24 protein-coding genes, 5 tRNA genes and 1 riboswitch are annotated in these 24,330 nt (G+C 39.9%); of the genes, 5 read left to right on the top strand and 24 right to left on the bottom strand.

The genetic code is table 11. From position 1 onward, the window contains the following. Positions 1 to 31: 31 nt before the first annotated feature. Positions 32 to 2,860, top strand: a complete 2,829-nt coding sequence (locus tag CSV64_RS05920; RefSeq protein ID WP_099633836.1) for an ATP-binding protein — start codon at positions 32 to 34, stop codon at positions 2,858 to 2,860. Between the two features lie 55 nt (positions 2,861 to 2,915). Here the strand turns inward: CSV64_RS05920 and CSV64_RS05915 are convergent, their stop codons facing one another. The 14 genes from CSV64_RS05915 to CSV64_RS05850 all read right to left on the bottom strand — a co-directional run bounded on the left by CSV64_RS05915 (position 2,916) and on the right by CSV64_RS05850 (position 13,539). Further along, positions 2,916 to 3,281, bottom strand: coding sequence for a response regulator transcription factor (locus CSV64_RS05915; RefSeq protein WP_099633835.1), 366 nt, complete (start codon positions 3,279 to 3,281; stop codon positions 2,916 to 2,918). A 15-nt stretch (positions 3,282 to 3,296) separates the two neighbouring features. Further along, on the bottom strand, positions 3,297 to 4,916 hold the full coding sequence (locus CSV64_RS05910) for a diguanylate cyclase (protein ID WP_099633834.1): 1,620 nt from the start codon (positions 4,914 to 4,916) through the stop codon (positions 3,297 to 3,299). A 125-nt stretch (positions 4,917 to 5,041) separates the two neighbouring features. Beyond that, the gene (gene glmM / locus CSV64_RS05905) at positions 5,042 to 6,391 is read right to left on the bottom strand and encodes a phosphoglucosamine mutase (RefSeq protein WP_099633833.1); all 1,350 of its coding nucleotides are present in this window, start codon (positions 6,389 to 6,391) and stop codon (positions 5,042 to 5,044) included. A gap of 52 nt (positions 6,392 to 6,443) precedes the next feature. Beyond that, on the bottom strand, positions 6,444 to 7,424 hold the full coding sequence (locus CSV64_RS05900) for a CdaR family protein (protein WP_099633832.1): 981 nt from the start codon (positions 7,422 to 7,424) through the stop codon (positions 6,444 to 6,446). After that, positions 7,417 to 8,253 carry a diadenylate cyclase CdaA gene (gene cdaA, locus CSV64_RS05895; protein ID WP_099630572.1) on the bottom strand — a complete coding sequence of 279 codons (837 nt, stop codon included), beginning with the start codon at positions 8,251 to 8,253 and terminating at the stop codon, positions 7,417 to 7,419. Before cdaA ends, CSV64_RS05900 begins: the two co-directional genes overlap by 8 nt. 152 nt (positions 8,254 to 8,405) lie before the next feature. Beyond that, positions 8,406 to 9,041 carry an anti-sigma factor family protein gene (locus tag CSV64_RS05890; protein ID WP_099633831.1) on the bottom strand — a complete coding sequence of 212 codons (636 nt, stop codon included), beginning with the start codon at positions 9,039 to 9,041 and terminating at the stop codon, positions 8,406 to 8,408. Between the two features lie 12 nt (positions 9,042 to 9,053). Next, entirely contained in the window at positions 9,054 to 9,617 is a 564-nt protein-coding gene (gene sigW / locus CSV64_RS05885) for an RNA polymerase sigma factor SigW (protein ID WP_099633830.1), read from the bottom strand. 181 nt (positions 9,618 to 9,798) lie between these two features. Further along, entirely contained in the window at positions 9,799 to 10,704 is a 906-nt protein-coding gene (gene rocF, locus CSV64_RS05880; RefSeq protein ID WP_099633829.1) for an arginase, read from the bottom strand. Positions 10,705 to 10,733: 29 nt separating this feature from the next. Next, positions 10,734 to 12,839, bottom strand: a complete 2,106-nt coding sequence (locus tag CSV64_RS05875) for a sensor domain-containing protein (protein ID WP_099679266.1) — start codon at positions 12,837 to 12,839, stop codon at positions 10,734 to 10,736. A 202-nt stretch (positions 12,840 to 13,041) separates the two neighbouring features. Then, positions 13,042 to 13,116 (bottom strand) — tRNA-Gln (locus CSV64_RS05870). Positions 13,117 to 13,153: 37 nt separating this feature from the next. Then, positions 13,154 to 13,238: transfer RNA gene (locus CSV64_RS05865), tRNA-Tyr, on the bottom strand. 52 nt (positions 13,239 to 13,290) lie between these two features. Continuing rightward, positions 13,291 to 13,365, bottom strand: a tRNA-Glu gene (locus CSV64_RS05860). 13 nt (positions 13,366 to 13,378) lie between these two features. Further along, positions 13,379 to 13,454 (bottom strand) — tRNA-Thr (locus CSV64_RS05855). A 10-nt stretch (positions 13,455 to 13,464) separates the two neighbouring features. Further along, positions 13,465 to 13,539: transfer RNA gene (locus CSV64_RS05850), tRNA-Asn, on the bottom strand. Positions 13,540 to 13,712: 173 nt separating this feature from the next. Here CSV64_RS05850 and CSV64_RS05845 point away from each other — a divergent pair. Then, the gene (locus CSV64_RS05845; RefSeq protein WP_099633827.1) at positions 13,713 to 14,378 is read left to right on the top strand and encodes a polysaccharide deacetylase family protein; all 666 of its coding nucleotides are present in this window, start codon (positions 13,713 to 13,715) and stop codon (positions 14,376 to 14,378) included. A 25-nt stretch (positions 14,379 to 14,403) separates the two neighbouring features. Here CSV64_RS05845 and CSV64_RS05840 read toward each other — a convergent pair whose 3' ends face one another. Further along, positions 14,404 to 15,093: a KinB-signaling pathway activation protein gene (locus CSV64_RS05840; RefSeq protein WP_099633826.1), complete on the bottom strand. Its 690-nt coding sequence runs from the start codon at positions 15,091 to 15,093 to the stop codon at positions 14,404 to 14,406. A gap of 138 nt (positions 15,094 to 15,231) precedes the next feature. Between CSV64_RS05840 and gerD the strand changes: the two genes are divergently transcribed. Next, positions 15,232 to 15,822, top strand: coding sequence for a spore germination lipoprotein GerD (gene gerD / locus CSV64_RS05835; protein WP_099633825.1), 591 nt, complete (start codon positions 15,232 to 15,234; stop codon positions 15,820 to 15,822). Positions 15,823 to 15,844: 22 nt separating this feature from the next. Here the strand turns inward: gerD and CSV64_RS05830 are convergent, their stop codons facing one another. From CSV64_RS05830 to CSV64_RS05815, 4 genes are all read right to left on the bottom strand, one after another. Next, positions 15,845 to 16,903, bottom strand: coding sequence for an Mrp/NBP35 family ATP-binding protein (locus CSV64_RS05830; RefSeq protein ID WP_099633824.1), 1,059 nt, complete (start codon positions 16,901 to 16,903; stop codon positions 15,845 to 15,847). A 76-nt stretch (positions 16,904 to 16,979) separates the two neighbouring features. After that, positions 16,980 to 17,693, bottom strand: coding sequence for an N-acetylmuramoyl-L-alanine amidase (locus CSV64_RS05825; protein ID WP_099633823.1), 714 nt, complete (start codon positions 17,691 to 17,693; stop codon positions 16,980 to 16,982). A 182-nt stretch (positions 17,694 to 17,875) separates the two neighbouring features. After that, complete coding sequence (locus CSV64_RS05820) at positions 17,876 to 18,178, bottom strand: rhodanese-like domain-containing protein (RefSeq protein WP_099633822.1); 303 nt, start codon at positions 18,176 to 18,178, stop codon at positions 17,876 to 17,878. A gap of 78 nt (positions 18,179 to 18,256) precedes the next feature. Continuing rightward, positions 18,257 to 18,847, bottom strand: a complete 591-nt coding sequence (locus CSV64_RS05815) for a hypothetical protein (RefSeq protein WP_099633821.1) — start codon at positions 18,845 to 18,847, stop codon at positions 18,257 to 18,259. Between the two features lie 157 nt (positions 18,848 to 19,004). Here CSV64_RS05815 and hpaB point away from each other — a divergent pair, with 157 nt between their 5' ends. Next, positions 19,005 to 20,444 (top strand): 4-hydroxyphenylacetate 3-monooxygenase, oxygenase component, encoded by a 1,440-nt coding sequence (gene hpaB / locus CSV64_RS05810; RefSeq protein ID WP_099633820.1) that lies wholly within the window; start codon positions 19,005 to 19,007, stop codon positions 20,442 to 20,444. A gap of 22 nt (positions 20,445 to 20,466) precedes the next feature. Continuing rightward, positions 20,467 to 20,568, top strand: a complete 102-nt coding sequence (locus CSV64_RS17080; RefSeq protein ID WP_143565194.1) for a nitric oxide synthase oxygenase — start codon at positions 20,467 to 20,469, stop codon at positions 20,566 to 20,568. A 46-nt stretch (positions 20,569 to 20,614) separates the two neighbouring features. Here the strand turns inward: CSV64_RS17080 and CSV64_RS05805 are convergent, their stop codons facing one another. The 5 genes from CSV64_RS05805 to ureG form a co-directional block, all read right to left on the bottom strand. Continuing rightward, complete coding sequence (locus CSV64_RS05805; protein WP_233190412.1) at positions 20,615 to 21,016, bottom strand: DUF3889 domain-containing protein; 402 nt, start codon at positions 21,014 to 21,016, stop codon at positions 20,615 to 20,617. Between the two features lie 27 nt (positions 21,017 to 21,043). Then, on the bottom strand, positions 21,044 to 21,739 hold the full coding sequence (tenA, locus tag CSV64_RS05800; RefSeq protein WP_099633819.1) for a thiaminase II: 696 nt from the start codon (positions 21,737 to 21,739) through the stop codon (positions 21,044 to 21,046). A 90-nt stretch (positions 21,740 to 21,829) separates the two neighbouring features. After that, a riboswitch (TPP riboswitch) is annotated at positions 21,830 to 21,932 on the bottom strand. Positions 21,933 to 22,036: 104 nt separating this feature from the next. Then, the gene (locus CSV64_RS05795) at positions 22,037 to 22,474 is read right to left on the bottom strand and encodes a HicA family toxin-antitoxin system (protein WP_233190411.1); all 438 of its coding nucleotides are present in this window, start codon (positions 22,472 to 22,474) and stop codon (positions 22,037 to 22,039) included. A 415-nt stretch (positions 22,475 to 22,889) separates the two neighbouring features. Then, entirely contained in the window at positions 22,890 to 23,714 is an 825-nt protein-coding gene (locus CSV64_RS05790) for an urease accessory protein UreD (RefSeq protein ID WP_099633817.1), read from the bottom strand. Further along, positions 23,707 to 24,327 (bottom strand): urease accessory protein UreG, encoded by a 621-nt coding sequence (gene ureG / locus CSV64_RS05785; RefSeq protein WP_085427438.1) that lies wholly within the window; start codon positions 24,325 to 24,327, stop codon positions 23,707 to 23,709. Before ureG ends, CSV64_RS05790 begins: the two co-directional genes overlap by 8 nt. Positions 24,328 to 24,330 lie beyond the last annotated feature (3 nt).

Genomic DNA, 24,330 nt, shown 5'->3' with positions numbered 1-24,330 from the left:
AGTTGCGAAAGTGGGAAGGGGCAATCGGGTCGTGCAGAAAAAAGGAATTCGCCAACAATACATAAAAGTATTTATCGTATCAATAGTCATCGCGATCATCGGAATGGGTAGTATGTATTTCTATGCTAGTAGCTCTTGGGACGAACTAGAAGATCTACAGCAAGATTCAATAAATAAATCGGAATTGATTGAAGAAATATCCGATTCGATTCAAGATCTATTCTTTCGGATACGTGGTTACTACGCTTTTCAAATAGAGGAAGAACTAAACTTTGCTTATCAAGCAATCGAAGACATACATTCTTATTCCAGTGAATTTAAATCTCTTCCACTAAATGCAGATGAACAGCAAATCATTGACGAAATCGATAACTTCTTGATGGAATACGAAAATGTCACCCTTCCAAAAGCGATTCATTTTGTTGAAGATGATGATTATGATGGATTACAGGAATTGGCAAAGAGTGGTACCAACCTAACCGTCAACAGTTTCCTTAAATATGCTAATGAATACGAAGATTCTTCAAAGGAAAAGATGAAACTCGCATACGATAATACGATGCAACAAACTAAAGCATTCTTTTTGATTATCACCATCTTCGGCTTTACCTTCTTGCTTATTCCAATCTATATGGTTTGGAACGTTATCAACCGGGTGGTTAAGCCGGTAGAGGATATCACGCGTGCAGCAGATCAGTATGAAACAGAAGGCACCGTCTTATTCCAGCCTATTCAGTCAGAGAATGAAATCGGTGCTCTCTCGCAATCCATTCATAAAATGATGGAACGTATACAAATGAATGAGCAAGAGCTTCTTGCCCAAAATGAAGAGTTGATTACACAGCAAGATGAATTATTCAATCGCCAGACTAAAATGGAATTCGCTTTATCTGAAGCTCGATTTACCCGTATTCGTTTAGAACGTTACAACGGTTTGAGTCATATTTTATCATTCTCGTTGGATAAGCAAGAAGTATGCGACCAAACTTCCGACTATTTAAATAAAATCTATCAATCCGATTTAAGTTTTCTTTGGCTTCCTAAAAGTGAAATTCATACGTTGAAAGGTATTTCACAACAGTTTTTCAATGAAATTAAACAAGAACGGCTAGATTATATAAAAATCCGACTTGAAACAGAGCCCTATTTTATCATCAAACGAGAAGCAGTATATGAAAAAGGAATAGCTGACAGTACTACGTATGTCTATGATTTTGTGACAGGTATCTACAATGTCGCTAACGAATTAAGTGTCGTTTCCGTTCTCTCGCGTATCGGCAAGCCGTTTACGGATGACGACCAAAAAGATTTATACGGTTTGCTTAAGCGAATTGCGATTGCGGTGGACCGGATTGAGCAATACGAACTCATTAGTCATGAACGTCAATTGAATCAGAATATCTTGGATAACATTAATGAAGGAATTCGTTTCGTTTCAAATACAAGTGAAGGCGATAAGTATAATACAGCCTTATTTGATTTACTTGGCATGGAACCGGAAACGGAACATAAGGCATGGCCAAGAGAAGAGTGGACAGAGTATTTCCTGAAGCAAATTAATGACCCTGTTCAATACAAAGCATTTCTTGATGAGGCAATCCGATCCGAATCCACGGAATTCATAAATAACCACTATACACTATCATTGCCTTCTAAAAAGTCTCGGGTTATGAATGTGTATAGTGTCCCAATTATTATTCAACAAGAAAAAGTGGGTACGATTTTCGTACACCGTGATATAACGCATGAACACGAAGTCAATAAAATGAAAACAGAATTGGTGTCGACTGTCAGTCACGAGTTACGAACTCCTTTATCAAGTATACTCGGATTCTCTGAGCTTTTACTGAATAAAGATATGGATGAGCAACGCCAAAAACGCTATCTTGAAACTATTCACAGCGAAGCAAACCGATTGACCGCCCTTATCAATGACTTCTTAGATTTACAGCGGATGGAATCAGGGCGTCAATCATATTCAATAGAAGATGTATCGGTTAATACAGTAGCTGAAAAGGCTGTATCCTATTTGAGAATACAATCCCCTCGCCATACTTTAAAGATTCAAGATCTCACATATTCATCTATAGTCAGAGCGGATTATGATCGTGTACTGCAAGTATTCATGAATTTAATTGGAAATGCTATTAAGTTTTCTCCTGAAGGTGGAAATGTCAATATTACGCTGTTAAATCAACAAGACGCAATTGTCGTTTCCATAGCGGATGAAGGGATTGGCATCCCTTCAGATACTATTGGACATCTATTTGAGAAATTTTATAGATTCGATAATAGTTATAGTAGAAAAATTGGCGGTACCGGTCTAGGTTTATCTATATGTAAGGAGATTATACAAGACCATAACGGACAGATTTGGGTAAGTTCTGAAGAAAACGTAGGGACGACAATCTTCTTCTCCCTTCCTTTGAAACAGCAGTTGCCAATAGAAAAGATTGACTACGACAAACCTTTAATTGTCATAGTAGAAGATGATGTGAATATTTCATTATTACTAGGAGAAGAGTTAGCAAGCAATGGATTTTCAGTCATTCATCATTCCAAAGTAAACAAAGCATTTGTATGTATTGAAAAACTACAACCGGCTGCAGTCGTCGTCGACCTTATGCTAGAAGAAGGTGAAAACGGTTGGGATCTAATTAGCCAAATGAAAGAACATACTAAAACTAAATCAATCCCGATCGTTATATCTTCTTCATTGGAAAAAGAACCGTTACTGATGAAAAAGTTCCATATTAGTGAGTATTTGACGAAGCCTTATCCTCTTAGCGATTTATCATCCATTATTATGGAAACAATAGAACGATCTGATGGACTGATTTTATATCCAGAGAACAACTAAAAAGAACGTCCTTTTCCTTACGGAGAGGACGTTCTTTTTTAGTTATGTACTGTAATTAAAATAGCGACTTAACTAATTCTACTAATTCACTCGGGCTAAATGGTTTGGGTACAAAGTAAGAGGCCCCTTTGGCTAAAGCAGTATCCTGATCCGCTTGCTGTGCCTTCGCAGTAAGCATAATGATAGGTGTTGTTAGTTGTAACGATTGTAGACGTTCCAATAATTCTAACCCCGTCATACGTGGCATCATATAATCTAAAAGAATGGCGTCATATGAATTTCTTTGAATTTTTTCCAAAGCTTCTACCCCATCTTCTGCTTCTTCTACTTGAAACCCTTCAAATTCCAAAGTGTCCGTGAGCAACATGCGTAAAATATCTTCATCGTCTACAACTAACACTTTTTTTCCTATATGAGTCAAAGTGGGCACCTCCTTCTATTCTCTTTTATCAAATAAACGATTAGCTAATTTATCAATTCTTCCGAGGACTTCTGATGGTTGAAATGGTTTAATAATATAGTCATCTGCTCCAAGCCAAAGAGCTGCTTTAATATCATTTGCACTTTTTCTAGCTGTCATCATGGATACTGTGACGTTTGTTTTAGCATGGTCGCTCTTTAATCGACTTAATACTTCTAGACCATCCATTTTTGGCATGACACCATCAAGTAGTACGATGAAATATGCGTCTGGGCTGTACCAGTCATCTTCCAGAAACGAAGGGCCGTCAGCATACGTCTTCACTGTAATATCAATGTCCGAGGACTTTAACTCCATCAACGTTTGCTGAAGGATCTGCCTAATGAATGAGTCGTCATCTACAATAATGACAATCAACTTTCTCTTCACTACCCGTTTTCTCTGGTCGTAAATTACAGTTTGATTTCGCCCTGAACGCTTTGCTTCGTAAAGAGCCTGGTCAGCTGCAGATATCAAGTTTGCAGTATTCCCCTTATATGTCGCACTGCCCGCGGAGAAGGTTACTTGGAACGTCTCTTCATTAGAAGTGAATATAGTGTCATTAAATTTTTCCCGAATGCGATCGACGGCATGCACAGTATCTTCTGCTTTGATTGTATCAAATAATAAAGCAAACTCTTCCCCACCATAGCGGAATACGTAATCACCTTCACGTTTTTCTTCTTTAATGATTTCACCGAACTTCCTTAGAACTTCATCGCCGACAGGATGTCCATACAGATCATTTACTTGTTTAAAGTGATCCAAATCTATTATGACCAGTGAGAAAATCACTTCGGATTGATCGGCTTTTTTAGCCAATGTATTAATAGTCTCGTCGAAGTAGCGTCGATTACCTACACCCGTCAAACTATCTGTAATCATACTGCTACTGACCGCATGTTGACTCATTTGTCTATTGAATAAATAAGGGAAAAAGACATCCAAATCAAAAGGTTTAGGTATTAAATCCATGGCCCCTCTACGATATGTTTCAATTAGAATTTCTTTTGTAACCTCTTCACTCGAGATAGCTAAAGTCGTATTTTTTTGCCGCGCGGGTTCTGCAATTTGATCAAGTACTTCAAAACCTGTCATATCAGGCAACTTCGCATCTATGATGACAATACTTGGTCTCATAGAGTAAAATTGTTCAATTCCGCGCTTCCCATTTAATGAAATAATTACTTGAGCTCCAAGCTTCTCGAGCAACTCCTTTAAATTGGATACAAATTCTAAGTCTTGATCAATAATTAGAACGAATGTCTCTTGATCAAGACGGTTGACGTAACTATCCGGTAATTGAAATTCTTCTTTTTTCACAGTAATGGTATCATCAAAATGCGAACGAATACGATTCTTCAAATTTTCTAATGAAGAAACGGGTATTTTCTGATCGTTGGAAGATGTTAGAATCTCTAATTGTGACGCACAAAAGAGAGACAACTGTTGCAACCCGATTGTCCCAGACGTTCCCTTCAATTTATGAAGAAAATAATACAACTCTCTTTCCGTTAAACTACCACGCGCTTTCCACTCTTCAAAGATATTCTCTGTTCGTTGTGCAAGCATATTCTGATATTTTTTTTGACTCACTGTTTTCCTCTCCGTTCAGCGGAAGCATTCCCATTTCGGCCTGTACTTCTGATTCCCCGGTATTCTACTTCTACAAAAAGAGAGCTGGTAATATAGAATTCCCTATTACCAGCTCAACAATATATTTACTCTAGACCCATTTCTTCTTTCACTACTTGTGAAATTCGATCTGCATAGTCTGCACATTGTGCTTCGGTTTCAGATTCGACCATTACACGGACGAGTGGCTCCGTACCCGAAGGTCGTACAAGAACTCTTCCCTGGCCGTTCATTTCTTTCTCTACTTCATTAATAACTCCAACGATACGCATATTATCCATTACCGCATATTTATCCATTACACGAATATTAGTTAATTTTTGCGGATACACTTTCATTTCACTAGCTAATTCCGAAAGTTTTTTACCTGTTTGCTGCATGATATTGACGAGTTGCAATGCTGTCAGTAAGCCATCGCCTGTTGTATTATAATCCATGAAAATAATGTGACCTGATTGCTCTCCACCAAGATTATAATGATTTTTACGCATCTCTTCTACGACGTACCGATCCCCTACAGCTGTTTGAACACTCTTCATGCCGAATTCTTCTAGAGCTTTATAGAAGCCCAGATTACTCATCACAGTAGAGACAATAGTATCTGATTTTAATCTGCCCTTGCTATGTAAATATCGAGCAACAATGAACATAATTTGGTCACCGTCAACAATGTTTCCTTTTTCATCAACAGCGATGAGACGATCTCCATCACCATCAAATGCTAAACCGATATCAGCACTTTTTTCTACTACAAGTGCTGCAAGTGCTTCGGGGTGTGTAGACCCAACACCATCATTAATGTTCAAGCCATTTGGAGAAGCACCCATTGTGGTTAAGTCTGCATCCAAGTCCGCAAAAACATGGGTTGCCAAGACCGAAGTTGCACCATGTGCGCAATCAAGTGCCACATGGATATTCTCAAAGTCCTCATCGACAATTTGTTTCAGGTATTGAATATACTTTTGACCGCCTTCAAAGTATTCCGTAATGGTTCCAACATTCCCACCAACCGGACGAGGCAATGTATCTTCTTCTGCATTCAATAGCTGTTCGAATTCTTCTTCCTGTGCATCAGTCAGTTTAAAACCGGTTTCCCCAAAAAACTTAATTCCATTATCTTCAACCGGATTATGTGAAGCTGAAATCATCACACCTGCTTGTGCGTTCATGACACGTGTTAAATAGGCTACGCCTGGTGTACTGATTACGCCTAATTTCATAACTTCCACGCCAACAGATAATAGACCTGCTATTAGCGCATTCTCAAGCATTAAACCAGAAATCCGTGTATCTCTTCCTACTAATACTTCTGCTTTTCCTTCTACATCTTTAGTAAATAAATATCCACCGATTCTTCCTAATTTAAATGCCAGTTCAGGTGTAAGTTCCTTGTTCGCTACACCTCTGACGCCATCTGTTCCAAAATACTGTGTCATGTTGTATTCTTCCTTTCGATCTTATCTTAGTAGATCATGTTTGGTACGTGCTTTACGATTCTTTAGTATCATCCGTCTTTTTCGATACGTCGGATATTTCACCTGAAACCTTCACCTGGATTTTTAATTTAGCAGGTGTCACTTTAGTAATTCCTTCTGGCTTTTTCACATCTACTTCCACTTTCCCGGATTTATCTATTTTATCTATATCCAGTTCTACTGGAATATCTTTAATTGCGTCCACTGAACTCTTTGGACCGTACATACGAATGAATTGAACTTCGGGTACGGCACTTTCAATCGTTATTCCATCCGGAGATTGTCCCTTTTGTTGCAACTTCAACGGAATTTCACGACTATATTCCTGAATATCCACTTTGACGGTGACTTCTTCCGGATCTAATGCAACGGATAGCTTATTCAAGTCCCGATCCAACACACGAACACGTGACTTTTGCTCAAAAGGCTTATCTAGGCTACCGTCACTAGCAATAGAGACCTTTACGAAACTAATGGCATCCACCACGCTTTTCGCACCTGTAACATTAATTGAAGAGGGTTGGACGCCCATGCTTTTCACTTCATAGCCTTCTGCTAGCAATCTAGTATTCATCTCTGGATCAACACGAAATGATTGAGTTACCTTTTCCTCAATATTGATAGTAACTGTTGCAGGGTCTAGCCGAACATCCAGTTTATCTGATAAATTTTCTGCTTGTATACGCACACTATGTTCACCAAGTGTCAAGTTTTGCAAGTCTAATTTCAATGTAAAGTCCTTTAGCAATTTAGTAGTCTGTACAATTTGGGCGGGTCCTTCAATTGTCATATTGACCATGTCAGGTACTCCGGTTACTACTAAATTTTCCGTATCGTAGTATACTTCTACGGGTACGTCTTGCATGAGATCAAACACATCGCCTATTGTATTACGACTTGATTGGTCCTCTGCTTTTACTGATAAAAACAGCATAATTGCTAAAAACAGAGCAGTCAGTCGTAGAAACCAGGGGCTATCCATGAATTTATCCATTTTTTCTCTTCCCCCACTTCCATAGAGAAGTATCTGTTTGTCCTGTAGTGTTACCGAACCATGAAATACGTAATAGCTTTTCAAATTCCTCGATATCTAATTTTCGGTTAATTTCCCCATCCGCAGCCAGACTTATAGCACCCGTTTCTTCGGAAACAATGATAGTTACCGAATCAGTGACCTCACTGATACCAAGTGCCGCACGATGTCGTGTACCGAGCTCTTTAGAAATAAACGGACTTTCCGACAAAGGTAAATAACAACCCGCAGCAGCAATACGATTTTTCGTCACAATGACTGCACCGTCATGTAGCGGTGTGTTTGGAATGAAGATATTAATGAGAAGCTCGGAAGTAATATGTGAATTCATGGGGGTGCCTGTTTCGATATATTCACTAAGACCTGTTTCCTTCTCAATCGTGATTAACGCACCAATACGTCGCTTCGCCATATAACTAACGGATTTGACGAATGCCTCAATTAGTCGATCACGTTCTTCTTCCTCCTGCATAGCAGTCCGCGCAAAGAGTCTGCCCCGTCCTAGCTGTTCTAACGCTCTACGCAATTCTGGCTGGAATATAATGATTGCAGCCAAAAAACCGAATCGCAGTACTTCTTCCATCATCCATTGAAGTGTCTTCAAACCGAGCCATTCCGTAATATAGCGACCGATTAAAATCACAAATATACCTTTTAATAATTGGACAGCTTTTGTTCCTTTAATAATGGTAATTAATTTATATAGTACGAACCAAACAAGAAGCACATCCACAATATTTTTCAGTATTTCTATTGGTGCTAACGTTGTTGCTTGCTCCAAACCCGGCATGTGCTTCCCCTACCTTTTAAAAAAGTTCTTATAAATTTAGTATAACATAATTCCCAACTGACATGCCCAACTAAAGGGTATTGTACGTCTGAGTGAAAATTAAAAAAGTGATGCATAAGCCCGTAAGCCGCATCACTTTGTAATTTATTTTATCACTCATTTTCAAGCTTTTCTTCTTTCGACGCAGGGATAATTTCCTTTGCCACAGATTTCATCTTATACCACAGCCAATCAAAGATTTCATTGATTTCTTCACTTGATCCCGTTATAACCGCAGTCGAAGCCATATACTTAGAACCTCTAATGACCGTGACATCGCCATCAACCTCTCCTTCTATTCGAAGGTTCCCATTCTTCACGACAAGGTCTCCAACAACTGTTTCGCCTGCCGGTACAACAACCGTTTCTCCCTCAACAACCAGATTAGGCTGTTTCGTAAACGAAAACTGCTGTTCATTTTCAAAACTCGAGAAGAAAGATGCACTCATCAGTAGTAAAAACATCGCAGCCGCCACCATAAATGGATGTTGACGTAACCACTTATTCGGACCTTTCTTAACCGTCTGTCTTGGCAATCTTGCAGTCACGCCATTGACAAAACCAGTGGGTGCTTCCACTACATCTACAGCCTTAAATAAAGTAACGGTTTGCTCTAGTTCCTCAAATGTTTCTCTGCACTCAACACATAACTTCAAATGTTCGTTCATAATCTGCTCTTCTTCATTGGTGATTTCACCATCTAAAAACGCATGCATATAATGGACAACATGTTTAGGACATTTTTCCATGAATCTAACCTCCTACATACTCCCCATTTGTTGCCGAAGCGCTTCTCGTCCTCGATGTACTCGTGTTTTTACTGTGCCGAGTGGCATCTCCAAGATGTCAGCGATTTCCTGCAACTGTAGGTCTTCCATATATCGTAAAATAATAATCGTGCGGTATTTATCGGGCAGCCTGTTTACTTCATATTGAACACGATCTTTCATTTCCATCTTTTCTACTTCTTCTTCAGGTAACTGTTGTACCATTGCGATTTGCGAATACATGTCCAAGCCTTCAGTCCCTGGAACTGTAGCATCCAAGTAGTAATCGGGTTTTTTCTTACGTATACGATCAATACATAAATTGGTGGCAATACGATACAACCAAGTAGAAAATTTCCGCTTTTGATCATAGGTTTCCAAATTTACATAAGCGCGCACAAAGGCTTCTTGTGCAATATCTTCCGCCTCTGCTGCATTGTTCAACATTCGGTAGCAAACTTGATATAGACGGTGTTGAAAATGGATGACGATTTCCTCAAAAGCTTCCTGATTACCATGTAAAACTTCTTTTACTCGTTTGTTAATTAATTCGTCCAATAGGCTTCACTCTCCGCTCTCATGCGGCTGTCCCTTTATATACGTTAGAAACTACATTTGGTTTCACTTTTTTCATTTATTATGTCCATCTCTACTTTATCATTATTCAGACTATCAGTGATAGCGATTTCCTTAATACAAAAAGTGATCAAAACCCGCAGGCTTTAATCACTTCAACGAATTATAGTAGTTTTTCACCAAATAATGATCCCATCAGGCCGACTGCCACATCAGCTGTCTTATTGTACTTGTCGAGTATAGGATTAACCTCAACGAATTCCGCGGATGTAACAACATTTGCATCTTCTAGCAATTCCATAGCCAGATGACTTTCACGGTATGTGATCCCACCTGGCACCGGCGTTCCAACTCCCGGTGTATACAATGGATCCAAACCGTCCAAGTCTAATGACAAATGAACACCATCTACTTTTCTTGATGCAAAATATTCAAGTGTTTGCTGTATGACCGCTGACATTCCGTAACGGTCGATTTCGTGCATAGTAAATACTTTTACGCCTTTTTCTTTAATCAATTGTCGTTCACCAGGATCTACTGAGCGTGCTCCAATGATTACCACGTTTTTAGGATTGATTTTCGCTCCCTCACTATGCACATTTACCAATTGGTCATGTCCCAGCCCCATACTGACCGCAAGCGGCATACCATGGATATTTCCTGACGGAGATGTTTCGCTCGTATTCATATCTGCATGCGCATCATACCAAATAACACCAAGATTTTTATAGTGTTCCGTCAACCCTGCAAGTGTACCTATTGCAATACTATGATCTCCACCAAGCACTAATGGAAACTTTTTGTCCTTTACTATGGCTGAAATTTTCGCAGCAAGCTCTTCAGTCGCTTCTGTCACTTCCGTTAAGTTCTTCAATCCTGCTTCATTACACGATAGATCATGAATAGGAGAAACCGAAATATTCCCTTCGTCTGTTACATGATGCCCCAATGCCTGCAGGCGATCTACCGCTCCTGCATAGCGAATCGCGCTTGGTCCCATATCTACTCCACGCCGGCTCTGACCAAGATCCACGGGGACTCCGATTAAAGAAATGTCTAGTTCGCGCATAGTTATCCTCCCACCTGATATTCATATTTTTATGTAGAACGGTATTCTCTAATTTCACTCGCGCCTTCTAGTGACATCGGTCGGCCGTAATAATAGCCTTGCCCTTCACGGCACCCTAACTCATAGAGCATTTTTACTTGCTCAGGTAGTTCTATTCCTTCTGCCACTACATTCAATCCCGCCGTATCCGCAAGAGTTACAATCGCTTTGACAATAGCTTGACTGTTTTCATTTTCCAATATATCCCGAACAAAAGACATATCAATTTTTAACGTATCGGCTGGAAGCTCTTTAATATAGCTGAATGTACTATAACCTGTACCGAAGTCATCAATCGCAACAGTAATGCCTTCACTGCGGAGCCTTTGAATGGATTCTTTCATGCCATCCGTATCCATAAATGAACTTTCTGTGAGTTCTAATTCTAACATCTCAGGTGGTACATGGTATTCTTTAATGATATTCAATACAGAGTCAACAAAGCCCTCTTCTTTCATTTGGATTGTTGAGACATTCACAGCAAACCGATATGTTTCACCAGCCGCAGCTTCTATCTCTGCACGCCTACATACTTCACGCAAGATCCATTCTCCAAGTGGTATGATGATTTTCGTTTCCTCAGCGAGCGGAATGAATTTATTAGGCGGAATAATACCTAAATCCGGATGTTTCCAACGTACAAGTGCTTCTACGCCAGTCAACTTACCTGTATCCAGTAACACTTTCGGTTGATACTCAAGATAAAAATGTTGTTGTTGCACGCTTTTTCTCAATTCATTTTCCAACAAAATTCGCTCTAATGACATCTTTGAAGTACCCGGCTCGTACATTACTGTATCGCCGCCACCTTGTAACTTCGCCTTACCTAATGCCAATGTAGCTTTAGTAACCAAATCGGAAGGTTGATTGGCGTGTTCGGGATACAAAGACACACCACAACTTATAGACAATGTGTAGTTTTGTTTTCCAACTTGGATAGGTTGTTCCAAAAAAGTACGAATCTCCTCCGCATGATTGAAGAACTCTTCTCTGTCCTTCAATCCGGATATGATGAATGCGAATTCATCTCCCGCAATACGGGCTAACAGGCTTTCAGGACCTGTTCTCTTTTTCAGTCGTTCTCCAACCATTGCCAATAAATAGTCTCCCGCTTCATGCCCAAGTAAATCATTTGCATAGCGTAGACGATCAATATTCATATGAACAAGTGCAAATAATTGATTGCGGGTACGTGCTCTTTCAAATGCCAAAGCCATCTGTTCTCTAAATGAATTTCTGTTCATTAAGGAAGTCAATTGGTCATTATAGACTAGATACTTAATTTTCTCGTCTGATTTCACACGTTCTGTAACATCTCGCATGACGACTAAAAGTTTGTCTTCATATTCAATCAATTCCTTTACTTCATCAATCTTGGCCTCCATAATATGTAATCCATTTCTACTATCTAAAAAAGAAAACTCCAAATTAAGTGATTGGCGTTGATATCCTCCAAATTGCAAAATTTTCTTTTCTACTTTTTGACGATTTTTCTTATAGATATAAGAATACAATGAATTGGAATATAGTTCGTCCACTGAATGTCCAAGAAGCTTCTGAAAAGAAGGAGAAACATAGTAGAACTTCCCTTGCCGATCAATGATCGCAATATAATCAGATGCATTATCCGTAATAATTTCGTAAAGATCCGCATTTTTTTGGATCTCTAGTTCCATTTTCTTTCTCTCGGAAATGTCATAGCGAATTGCGATGTATTGATAAGGTTTTCCTTTACCATTTAAAAATGCAACAATCGTTGTGTCTACCCAGTAAGTTGACCCATCCTTAGCACGATTGCATATATAGCCACGCCAAGTATTACCCGTCCCGATTGTTGCCCACATCTCTTTAAAGAATGCTGCGTCATGATAACCTGAGTTTACAATACGTTGATTAGCGCCAATTAATTCTTCCCTTGAATATTTTGAGATTTTTTCAAAGTGTTGGTTGGCATATTGAATCGTTCCTTTTGAGTCAGTGATTACGACGATAGCTGCCTGTTCTAATGTATAGGCAATATCACTAAGAACCTTTTGTAATTCTTTTTCACTACTAGACTTAACAAATACATCCATACCGTTTAGAAACTCTTGCATAGCTATATCACAATCCCTATATCTGGTTATTTTTCATTGTCCATACAAGATAAACTACCTATATGTGTTACAGATTATTATACATGATAATTGTAATTGTTCTATATGATTAAGTATTTTACACAACAAAAAAACCCTTTATTATTTATTAATAATAAGGATTCGACGGATTTATTATTGAATTGTAGGTACTTTAATAAAATGGCTGGGGTAGCTGGATTCGAACCAACGAGTGACGGAGTCAAAGTCCGTTGCCTTACCGCTTGGCTATACCCCAATGTATAGCTGGTTAGTTTTTAAAGGTGAAACAAAAATGGTGGTGGGGGACGGATTCGAACCGCCGAACCCGGAGGGAGCGGATTTACAGTCCGCCGCGTTTAGCCACTTCGCTACCCCACCTAGTTAAAATTGCGATAAGCTTCGCATTGCTGTTTTTCTTTTAAAAGTTAATTGGTGACCCCTACGGGATTCGAACCCGTGATACCGCCGTGAAAGGGCGGTGTCTTAACCGCTTGACCAAGGGGCCATGATAGTCTTCATGGAGCTTCCAGCCGGACTCGAACCGGCGACTTCTTCCTTACCATGGAAGCACTCTACCTGCTGAGCTATGGAAGCATAAAAAAAATGGCTCCGCAGGTAAGACTCGAACTTACGACCGATCGGTTAACAGCCGATTGCTCTACCACTGAGCTACTGCGGAATAATAATATGTTTAGTACGCTTGACGACAAAAACCATTATAGCATGCTTGCTAACTCTGTGCAACAGATACTTTTAAATCACTCAAGCTTTTTTAATTATAGTGGGCTTAGTCATAGACGTCAAGAGTTTTTCATACAATAGTTTAGACTTCACATAATTAAGGAGATTGGCATGATAAAAAAACTTCTCTTCCTTTTTGTATTGATTGCAATATTCTTAGCTTTCGTTCCCCAATTGGCCAAGCCTTCTTCTACCTTGAAGACAGTTTTCCGATTGACTGAACAACCTGCAGTGATAGTGAAAGGTATCCAAGGTTCGGCATTGACCATTAATATTTCATTCGGTGAAAAAGAAGTGGAGGAACTTCTTGAAAACCTGTCGCAGCCCTATCCTCTATTATTTATCGATAGTGACTGGGCTTCACGCTTCCCTCACATTACAGAGAAAATTAAGCAACGTTCTCTTCCTGTCGCATTACTCGGCACTGAGGGTCAACAGTATGAAAGTGATTCCAATCTTTTAAGCGAGCAACTTCAAACGTTTGAAGAGTTGTTTAGCATGCGTCCTCTTTGGTTCCGGACGACAGATGAAGAATTCCCCTTAACACTCCTACAAGAATTGAACGAAGCAGAAATCAATGCTTTAGGATCTACCGTTCATTGGTCTGGCGGCACACTACCGAAGGCTGCTAAGGGAGAAATTATTGCCGTTCCATATGCTCAAAATGAACACGTAGCGATAGCTGATATTCAGCGACTAATTGCCAGCCGTACTTTTCAATCTGTAGAAGACTTGTTATTTCAGTCAACTGTGAAAACAAAAAAAATTCCACAATAAAGAACTGACGGGAGATGATCTCCTGTCAGTTCTTTTTAGATTTCTCTACTTGTTTCTTCGTCTTTTTTCTTTCATTTCTACGTTTATCCAGCTTTTCTTTATCAATATCGGATTGCTTATTGTATTTAGGCAATACTAATAATTGATAAGCATTCACTGCGAGTAGTGGGAATAAAAGAATGGTTACCCATTCATCTTTATTACCTGAAGTAACCATAAGTGCCGGCAACCATTCAAGCGTCGTGATGACAATCATGAAAAATAATGCAGAAATCAATGCATGTTTTTTCGTCCACTGTGCTTTGAAGTACGCTGTCACTACGGATACTGCAATCAAAGTAATCAGTAAGAAAATATACAGAACCGTGCGGCTCGTATCTGCTTTCGTCAATTGGAAGCGGAAGAAAACTAAGTCAAACAGCACGACTACTATGATCAGCATTTGAACCCAGTTCCACAAGGTAAGTGTACGGAACATATTGACACCGAACTGATGAACGGTCAAATAGGCGAAGAAGCCCATCTGCGCGACTACACTCATCGTAAATCCTAAGAAAATCATCCATAAAAAGGCACCAAGAAATTGCCAGATCTCGCCTGCCTGTAAGTATCCATAAAAAAAGTCCCAACGTACAATTAGACCGACAACCGCTGTAATCGCTCCGCCAATTGCCATTGCGCGTAAGAAAAATTTAACCCAATTTCGTATTGTCACAGCACTGTTCCCCTTTTTATCATGTCCATCCTAGTGTATCAACGATCGACAAAAAAATCTATTTCATTGAACGATTCATGCATATTCCTTCTTATATTGTGAACAATAAATGAAAATACAAGTGGAAGGTTGAGTGGAATGAAAAAATTTGCTGTTCTTTTTCTATTCCTTCTATTTCTTACAGGTTGCAGCGGAGGTCATCAGGCGGCACCAAGCTATGATGAGATGAAAAAGATGATGACAGATGCAATCCAGACGGAAGACGGAAAAAAGGCACTCCGTAAATTGATGACAGATCCCGAATTCAGGGAGTTACTAGTACTTGAACAACCCGAGGTCAAGCAGAGCATTGAAAATGTATTGCTTTCTAAAGAAGGCGAACGTTTTTGGAAAACAGCTTTTGAAGATCCAAAATTCACCGAATCCATCGCAAAAAGCATGAAAAAGCAACAAGCGGATATCATGAAAGATTTGATGGGAGACGCTTCTTTTCAAAAAGAAATGGAGAAGTTTTTTGGTCAACCAGACATGATGAAACAAATGGAGAACATCGTGAATTCAGCAACGCTCAAGAAGGAAATGGAGAAGGCCATAGAGGATACAATCAATAGTCCCCTCATGCAAGCGAAGTGGCAAGAACTGATTATGAAGGCAGGAAAAGGTGCTGGAGGGGAATCCGCTAAAGATGGCGGTAAAGAAGAAGAAAAAACAGACGAAGAAGGAAAATAATCCTTTCTTCGTCTGTTACATTTTATTTTTCTGTTTTTTTAATTACCGTATCAGCAACATCTAAATAGATTTTTCCTATCGGATGATCTTCTGCATAGACGGAAGGTGCAAAATCCGTTTCGTTCCAGTCAGGCTGACCGAGAGGGATTTGTCCTAATAATTCAGTACGAAGTTCTTCAGAAAGACGAACACCGCCGCCTTGCCCAAAGACATACTCTTTCTCGCCTGTCGCTTTCGATGCGAACCAAGACATGTTTTCAATAACTCCGAGTAACTCATGTTCAGTCTGTAACGCCATCGCCCCTGCGCGTGCTGCAACGAATGCTGCTGTTGGGTGTGGAGTAGTAACGACAATTTCTTTTGATGCTGGAATCATTTGATGAATATCAAGCGCTACGTCACCTGTTCCTGGTGGTAAGTCGAGCAACAAGTAATCCAACTCGCCCCAGTCCACGTCGCGGAAAAATTGATCCAACACTTTCCCAAGCATAGGTCCACGCCATACAACGGGTGCATTATCTTCAACAAAGAAGCCCATTGAAATTACTTTAACACCAAAACGTTCTACCGGCATGATGCGATCTTCCCGTACTTCAGGCATAGCTGTAATACCCATCATATCCGGTACACTGAATCCATAAATATCCGCATCGATCAAGCCAACTTTTTTACCCCGTCTGGCTAGGGCTACTGCTAAGTTAACGGAGACCGTAGACTTCCCTACGCCTCCTTTACCAGATGCAATCGATATAAATTCAATATTGGATACGGGGGATAAGATATCTTGTGTTTCCGCTTCAGTAACAGTACCACGGAATTGCTCTAATACTTCTTTAGGCAACTCTTCAAATCGAATACCTACTGAGTCGGCACCTGCTTCTTTCAACACTTCTACTACTTTTGATTGTAGCGTCAATTGCTCTCCGGTATTCACTTTCGCAATCGCGACTTTAACACTGACGTGTTCTTTCTCTGGTTTAATGGTTACATCCACAATACCATTCGTTTCTGCCAATGTTTTATGTAAAAACGGATCTTCCAATGCGCCAATCAGTTCACGGACTTGTTGTTCATTAATCAAATTCAACACTCCTTAATGAATTCATTCACTCCTTTTCAGTATATCATATTCCCTATTTACCCAAACGTCATATGCTTCATTGCTCATCAGCAAGTTGATATTTCACTATTCCATCTACGATCGCCGCAGCTACTTTTTTCTGATACGATTTATTTGCCAACAGTTTTCTTTCTTCCGGATTGGACAGGAAACCCGTTTCTACCAATACAGCTGGAACCGGTACTTTTTTCAATAAATAGACCCCTGTGATTTTCATAGCTTCCCGCTCAGTATTTTTCAACTGATCACGCAATTCATTTTGGATAGACGTAGCCAATTGCTTACCTTCCGGATGACCACCTGGATGATAGAATACTTGCGCCCCTCTCCAACGTTCTTCTGGTATCGCGTTAACGTGCACGCTAATAAACATATCCGGCTTCGAATCGACTGCCATGCTTTCACGCAGTTTCAAGTCAGCGAACTTTCTGCTTCTCAACGAAGTAAACTTCTCGGATGGCGCATGTTCTGCTACTGCATCTCCACTTTTCTCCCTCGTCATTTCTACAGTTGCACCTTTTTTCTTTAATAGTTTACTCACTTCATGGGAAATGTTTAACGTAATATCTTTTTCAATAAGTTCGCCTGCCGAAGCACCTCCGTCTTCCCCACCATGTCCAGGGTCAATGAGGATACTTACCCCACCAAGCTCCGAGGGCAGAAAGAAACCACGATCAGATGCTTTGACTCCATATAAAACTCCACCTAATGAGAAAATTATTAGCAACCCTGCTACAAGCCACTTTTTCATACAGACACCGCCTTTTTCTTTCACTATACGCTTGGACTTTTAAGGTTATGTCTACACTGTAGCGGATTAGTGAATTAGAGGACGGGATGCATCGTTGCGCTGTGTTCCAACTTCTATCCCTTTTAATAAAAAAAGCTGTCGCAAGAAGTTTTCACTTCTTACGACAGCTTTCGTTTAGTCTATTATTTTGTTTCGCCTTCCCATGCTAGCATGCCGCCTAACATGTTTGTTACATCAAAACCTTCGTCTGCCATAAGCTCTTGTGCACGGCCACTTCTGCCGCCTGAACGGCATACTAAGATGTAAGGTGTTTCTGCATTCAAGTCATGCATTTCGATAGGTAGATTGCCGAGAGCGATATGTTGTGCACCTGGAATCATGCCTTCCGATACTTCATCATCTTCACGTACATCAATGATATTGAGTTCTTTACCGCTTTCCAATTGCTCTTGTACTTCTTTTGCAGTCAATTCTTTTAAAGTCATGAATGATATCCTCCAAAGTGTTTAATGTACTCTTATTCTATCTTGCTAGGTCAAGCATTGTCTATTGAAATGAACTAATTAGAGTTGCTGTAATTCTTTCATTGTATGCCCACAATTTTCCCATAATCTAGTTGTGTCCGCCACTTCGACAATCGCAGGGATATAGCGTTCGGATTCTTTTATAGGCAGTTCCAGACCAGATACAAATAAAGACAGTTCCATCATGAAGTCGCCGCCACTTACTTGTAGATTATATACTAGTTCAGAGACTTCTTCGTCTACATCCAATTGATTACCGAAGTCCTCTTTCAACATATTCTTTACTAGTAACTGCTCTGGCGTTTCTTGAAAATACTCTTCGTCAATGTAACGTAGTAATTCTTCTTTTCCCGGTACATAATATGGCTTTCCAGCTACAATTCTTTTCAGATTTTCCTTTTCATCTTTTTCGCTTGTCGCTTCAGCTACAAATTCATTTGATTGAATATAGACAAAGCTTTCCTCTAGTTTTTCTTGCACCCGCGTAGACTGCAAATAGCTTTCTATTTCATCCAATGAAACCTTTTCTTCGTTTTGATCATTGTAAATTTCAACAACTTTTTCAATAGGCACAATCCCATATAAATTTGTGCACGCCACGATATACTTCATTGCCAATTCTTCATCCATTTATCAACACACCTTTCGCTTATCCCGATAAATTCCCTATGTACTCTTTCTGTATTGTATCAAAACTATTGTCTCTTGTTCAAAACGAGAACTGTTTTGATCATTCAGGACGATGTCATAATATACTATAGTAACTAGAAAATTCAGGAGGAATGATATGGGCGCTATAAATGGCAATGAATTTGTCCGTAGAATGGATGAGCAGAATACTGAGATTTGGCTGGATGGTCAACAATTGAAAGGACCTATTTCTAAACACCCTGCTTTCAAAGGACTTATAGAAACGAAAGCTTCTCTATATGATTTACAACTATCACCTTCACACAGTTCTCGCATGACATACACTTCTCCCGTCACCAATGAGCAAATTGGCCTTTCTTACTTACAACCGAAAACCAAAGCGGATCTACAGAAACGTAGAGTAATGACCGAAGAATGGGCAAGACTTTCCTGCGGCTTACTTGGTAGAAGTCCCGATTATCTTAATACCGTCATTATGAGTTTCGCCTCTTCTTCTCCTCACTTGCTCGGCAAGGAAAACTGTTTTCCAGAACATATTCAAGCGCTGTATGAACGAGCAAGAGAAGAGGACCTATCCTTTACACACACCTTCATTACACCACAAACCAATCGATCTCAAAGTGCCTTTCACACTTCAGATGAACCCATTTCCGCAAAGATTGTAGATAAGACATCAGAAGGTCTCGTCATTAAAGGAGCTAAGCTACTTGCAACACAGGGCGGCGTGACGGATGAAGTATTGGTGTTCAGCACGCCTTCATTTCTTGGAGATTCTGATGAAGCTTTCGCCTTTTCAATTCCTTCCGCTACAGAAGGTTTACGTTTTCTTTGTAGAGAGTCATTCGTAGGCGGGAGTTCCACATTCAATCACCCTCTGAGTTCAAGGTTTGAAGAAATGGATGCTGTAGTTGTTTTCGATAATGTTCTCGTCCCATGGGATCGTGTATTCTTTCATCACAATCGCGAAGTAGCTTCGGAGTTTTTTTCTATGAGTTCATTCCATCCTTTTGCTACACATCAAGTCATTACAAGACAGATAGTCAAAACAGAGTTTATGCTGAATTTGGCAGAGCAGCTCGTCCAAACAATTAATGTATCTGAATATCTCCACATTCAGGAGAAACTATCAGAAATAATTATTGGGCTCGAAACGATGAAAGCACTACGAGATAAATCTGAAGCCGATGCAGCCCTCAATCAATGGGGATACATGTGTCCAAGTGAAATACCACTTCAAGTCGCTAGTAATATTTTTCCGAAAGTCTACCCACGTTTCAGTGAGATCATCCAACTAATCGGTGCGAGTGGGATGGTGGCGTTACCTACAGATAGAGATTTCCAATCGTCCATTCAACCTGATCTCGCAAAGTACTTACAAGGAGCTACGAAACCCGCGATAGAACGTGTACAACTATTTCGATTAGCTTGGGATTTAACAATGAGTTCGTTCGGCACAAGACAAACACAATATGAACGATATTTCTTCGGTGACCCGGTTCGCCTATCAGGTCACCTATACCGATCCTATCCGAAAGATGCAGGGCAGGAAATGATACGCCATTTACTTTCAGATTAAATAAGATTCAGGTAATTAGGCAGTGTTATTTCCATGTACACCATCCGCCACGCATATCTATCACAAGCGATATGTCAATGATATCTTGACCCCCAATTTCTTTTATCAGAAAGACTCTGAATAAATTAACGCCCCTACGCCAGATTATATGGTATAGGGGCGTTGTTTTATTAAACAGGTATTTCTTGAAAGTCGATGCGAATAAATTTACCTGTTTCAGCTGAATAGGTGACAGTCACGATCACACCAAATTCTCGTTCGTCCTCTTTTAACCAAAGTTGAAACTTCTCCACACTTGTGACTTTCTTTGAATCGGTAGCGATATGCAAATAATCCTTGATATCTGCCTGGGGATATCTGAGCATCGTTTGCTTGATAGCAAGTCTTGACCATTTCGCATATGCCGGCACTTCCACTTTACTGAGTGTAGCAATTGGCGCATCACTAGTACCCGACCCACTTGTCAATAACACTCCAAGTACCAAACCTAATTTTGCAAAGATGGCGCACACCTCCTTCAAGAATAGCATGCGCTGTTTATAACCAATCGATTCTAAATAAAAAACATCCAACTAAAATCGTCAGATGTTTCTTATTTATTATATTGTAATCGTCTGCTCTTCCTGCACTCCAGGCCACATTTGTTTAGTATAGGCCATGTCCCAGAACATATACTCATAACGAGTCGTATTAAGGAAAATTTCCTCTAATCTCACTAATTCCGATTCAGGCTTTCCTTCTGCCGTTTCATCCATTAATTCTAAGCACCAAGTAGCCAACTCGCCAAAGTCTTTCGATGAATACATGCGAATCCAGTCACCATACAACGGATGATCCAACGCACCTGGCAACTCAGCAAGCTCTTTGCCAATCTCCCAGTAGCTCCACGCACACGGCAATAATGCAGCGACGACTTCTGCTAAAGAACCGTTTTGACTAACATGTAGCATATAATGCGTATACGCTAGGACAATTGGAGACGGCTTGGCATTCTCAAGCTCCTCTTCGGTAATGCCAAAACGAGCTGCATATTTACGATGAAGATCCATTTCCGTGTTTAGAGTTCCGTTAAGTAAGGCAGCAAATTTCCCCATCGTCTCGACATCAGTCGCTTTCATGGTGCCTACGGCAAACACTTTCGCATAGTCAATTAAATACAAATAGTCTTGCACCATATAAAAACGAAACTTCTCCTGATCCAACGTACCATTTCCAATCTCTTGGACAAATGGATGATTGTGATTCTGTCTCCAAATCGGTAATGTTTTCTCTAATAAACGCTCAGTGAACTTCATGTATACTCTCCCCTTTTTCATAGTAAATGAAAAAACCACTTCTTGACCAGAAGTGGCGGAGAGATATCACAGAGCACAGAAATCAGCTACGTAATATCTACACCACTTCCTTACGCCGGTATGAACCGGATCAAGTTAAAGGGTTAAAGCAATTTGCTTCTCTCAGCTCCACGGAGCACCCCTAGCGGTAACGACTATTTCATTTGTATATCCATTGTAGGCATATCTTGTCAGAAAGGTCAAATAAATTGAGATTGCACTCTGTCTCACGTACAAAACAGTCACGCAGTTTCTTTTTTATTCTAGATGTTCTTTTAGCTTTTTCTGAACATCTTCTTCAATTTTCTTCACGCGCTCATCTTTTAGTTTACGTCTTGGTTTAGGATGAAACCATTCGATTTCGCCATTAATAAATGTCCCTTTAAACTCTTCGCCTTGGATCTTCAATTTAAATAACTGAAGTGGCCGTGTTTGATTTCTACCAAGCGAACGTTCGATTTCAATATCATCTGCTTCATTTCTAATTCCTTGCTCGGATAACAGTTCCAAAACTTTTTCCTCTATGGCAATTACCTCTTCTTCGCCGACATCTTGCTTAGGATGTGGATGAAGCCACTGGATTTCACCTTCATGATAGTCACCTTTATACTTACGTCCTTCTAATATGAGCTTAAACTGAATTCGCTCGTACGGCCTGTCTTCAAAAACTTTTTCTGCTTCAAAGTCATCAACCACAGGAAACACCTCCAAAATAGTATGAAGTCTCTTTTTATAGAATAGGCTATTTTACTTCATCCATCACTACTAATTCAAGCGATCTAGCCTGATATTTAATTTCTCAGCCATTCCTGCCCACTTACATTTTCTCTTCTCATTTCAAATGATATTTGAATATATCTCAGTAAGTAGTGATTGTCAAATCAATTAACGATGTTACCTATTATGTGTAATTAGGAAGTAGAGTAAGGTTTCGACCTTATACTTTATAGTGCATATATATAATGATACCCAAAATTCCATATTTCAATCATTTGAAATATGGCCTTTAATACTTCCACTATTTGATAAACTTCAGCGTAGCAACTATAAATATAGTTTTACTTCAATTGGTAAAAAAACCCGACAACTCTTTTGAATTGTCGGGTAGGTCCTAGTACTTCCGTAAAAAACTTGGTTTCGTTTGATACCATTCGTCGCTAATTATATGGTGACAGACTGAAATAATTCGCTCTATAACCTGTGTATAGTTTGCTAATATGCGAATCGTGAAGCCGGGAACAGCAAGCTTGGATAATCCAAATGCAAACTCCCCATCTTCTCGTTGAATCGCCTCATACAATCGATCCAATAGAGCATCACTCGTTTTTTCACCAACGACAATTAACGAACCTAAATGTGTGTATCCTTCCATAAAGCCTAACGCATTCATATCTTGTGATGCCGGATGGAGTTTAATATGGTCAAATGCAACAAGCTGATCATCCATATAAATCTCTGTTTTCAAACGAAGCATGTCGTAACTGAATTTTTCACCATCCGGCGACCAGCCGGGAGTCAATATATCGGAATACAGCAAGGTTGCCCCTTTTTCCATATATATACTATTTTTCTGATAACAACTGGCATCTTTGTATGCAATCAGTGCATCCGGTAAGTACTCTAGATAACTGTCTTTTTTCATACGGAAAATCGTCTCTTGGTACACTGGCTTGGTAGGCGTTCTATATACTTTCGTGGATGACTGGGTCGTCAACGTCAGCATAGCTCCCTCACCAAGTGTGACTTTCATTTGATACCGATCTCCATCTAAATAGCCACCGCCAGGATTCAATAAATAATAGCATGGATAACTATTCTTATTGAAATAGACAGGACGCATCACTTTAAATGCGCCTTGGAAGTAGACAGTTTTCGCCACGGAGCGGCCTAGCCGATTTTCCATGACGAGGTCAAGAACGCCTGTCCATTCAGACATCTTGTCCTAGTCCTTTTAATAAAGCATGTTTTCTGACCCACTCTACCACTTCATCTAGTCCTTGATCGTCTTTTAAATTGGTGAAAAAGAACGGTTTCTTTCCTCTAAATATCTTTGTGTCAGATTCCATTACCTCAAGCCTTGCGCCGACATATGGAGCTAAGTCTGTTTTATTAATAATAAATAAATCAGACTTAATCATTCCTTGCCCACCTTTACGTGGGATTTTTTCACCTTGCGCCACGTCAATTATATAAATGGAAAAGTCAACGAGTTCCGGACTGAATGTAGCTGCTAGGTTATCCCCGCCACTTTCTACAAAAATCAGCTCAACATCGGGATGTTTTTCCTTCAATTCATTAATTGCCGCGAAGTTCATCGATGCATCTTCACGAATTGCCGTATGTGGACAACCTCCTGTTTCTACTCCGACAATGCGGTCTTCTGGAAGAATACCGTTCGCAACTAAAAACTTGGCATCTTCTTTCGTATATATATCATTAGTAATAACCGCCATACTTACTTCGCCCTCTAAAGCGCGTGTAATCTTTTCGACCAGCATAGTTTTTCCTGCACCAACTGGTCCGCCAACACCTATTTTAATTGGTCCCATTCT

The organism is Sporosarcina sp. P32b, assembly GCF_002743335.1.
Lineage (GTDB): Bacteria > Bacillota > Bacilli > Bacillales_A > Planococcaceae > Sporosarcina.
This window is presented reverse-complemented; position numbering and strand designations above follow the sequence as displayed.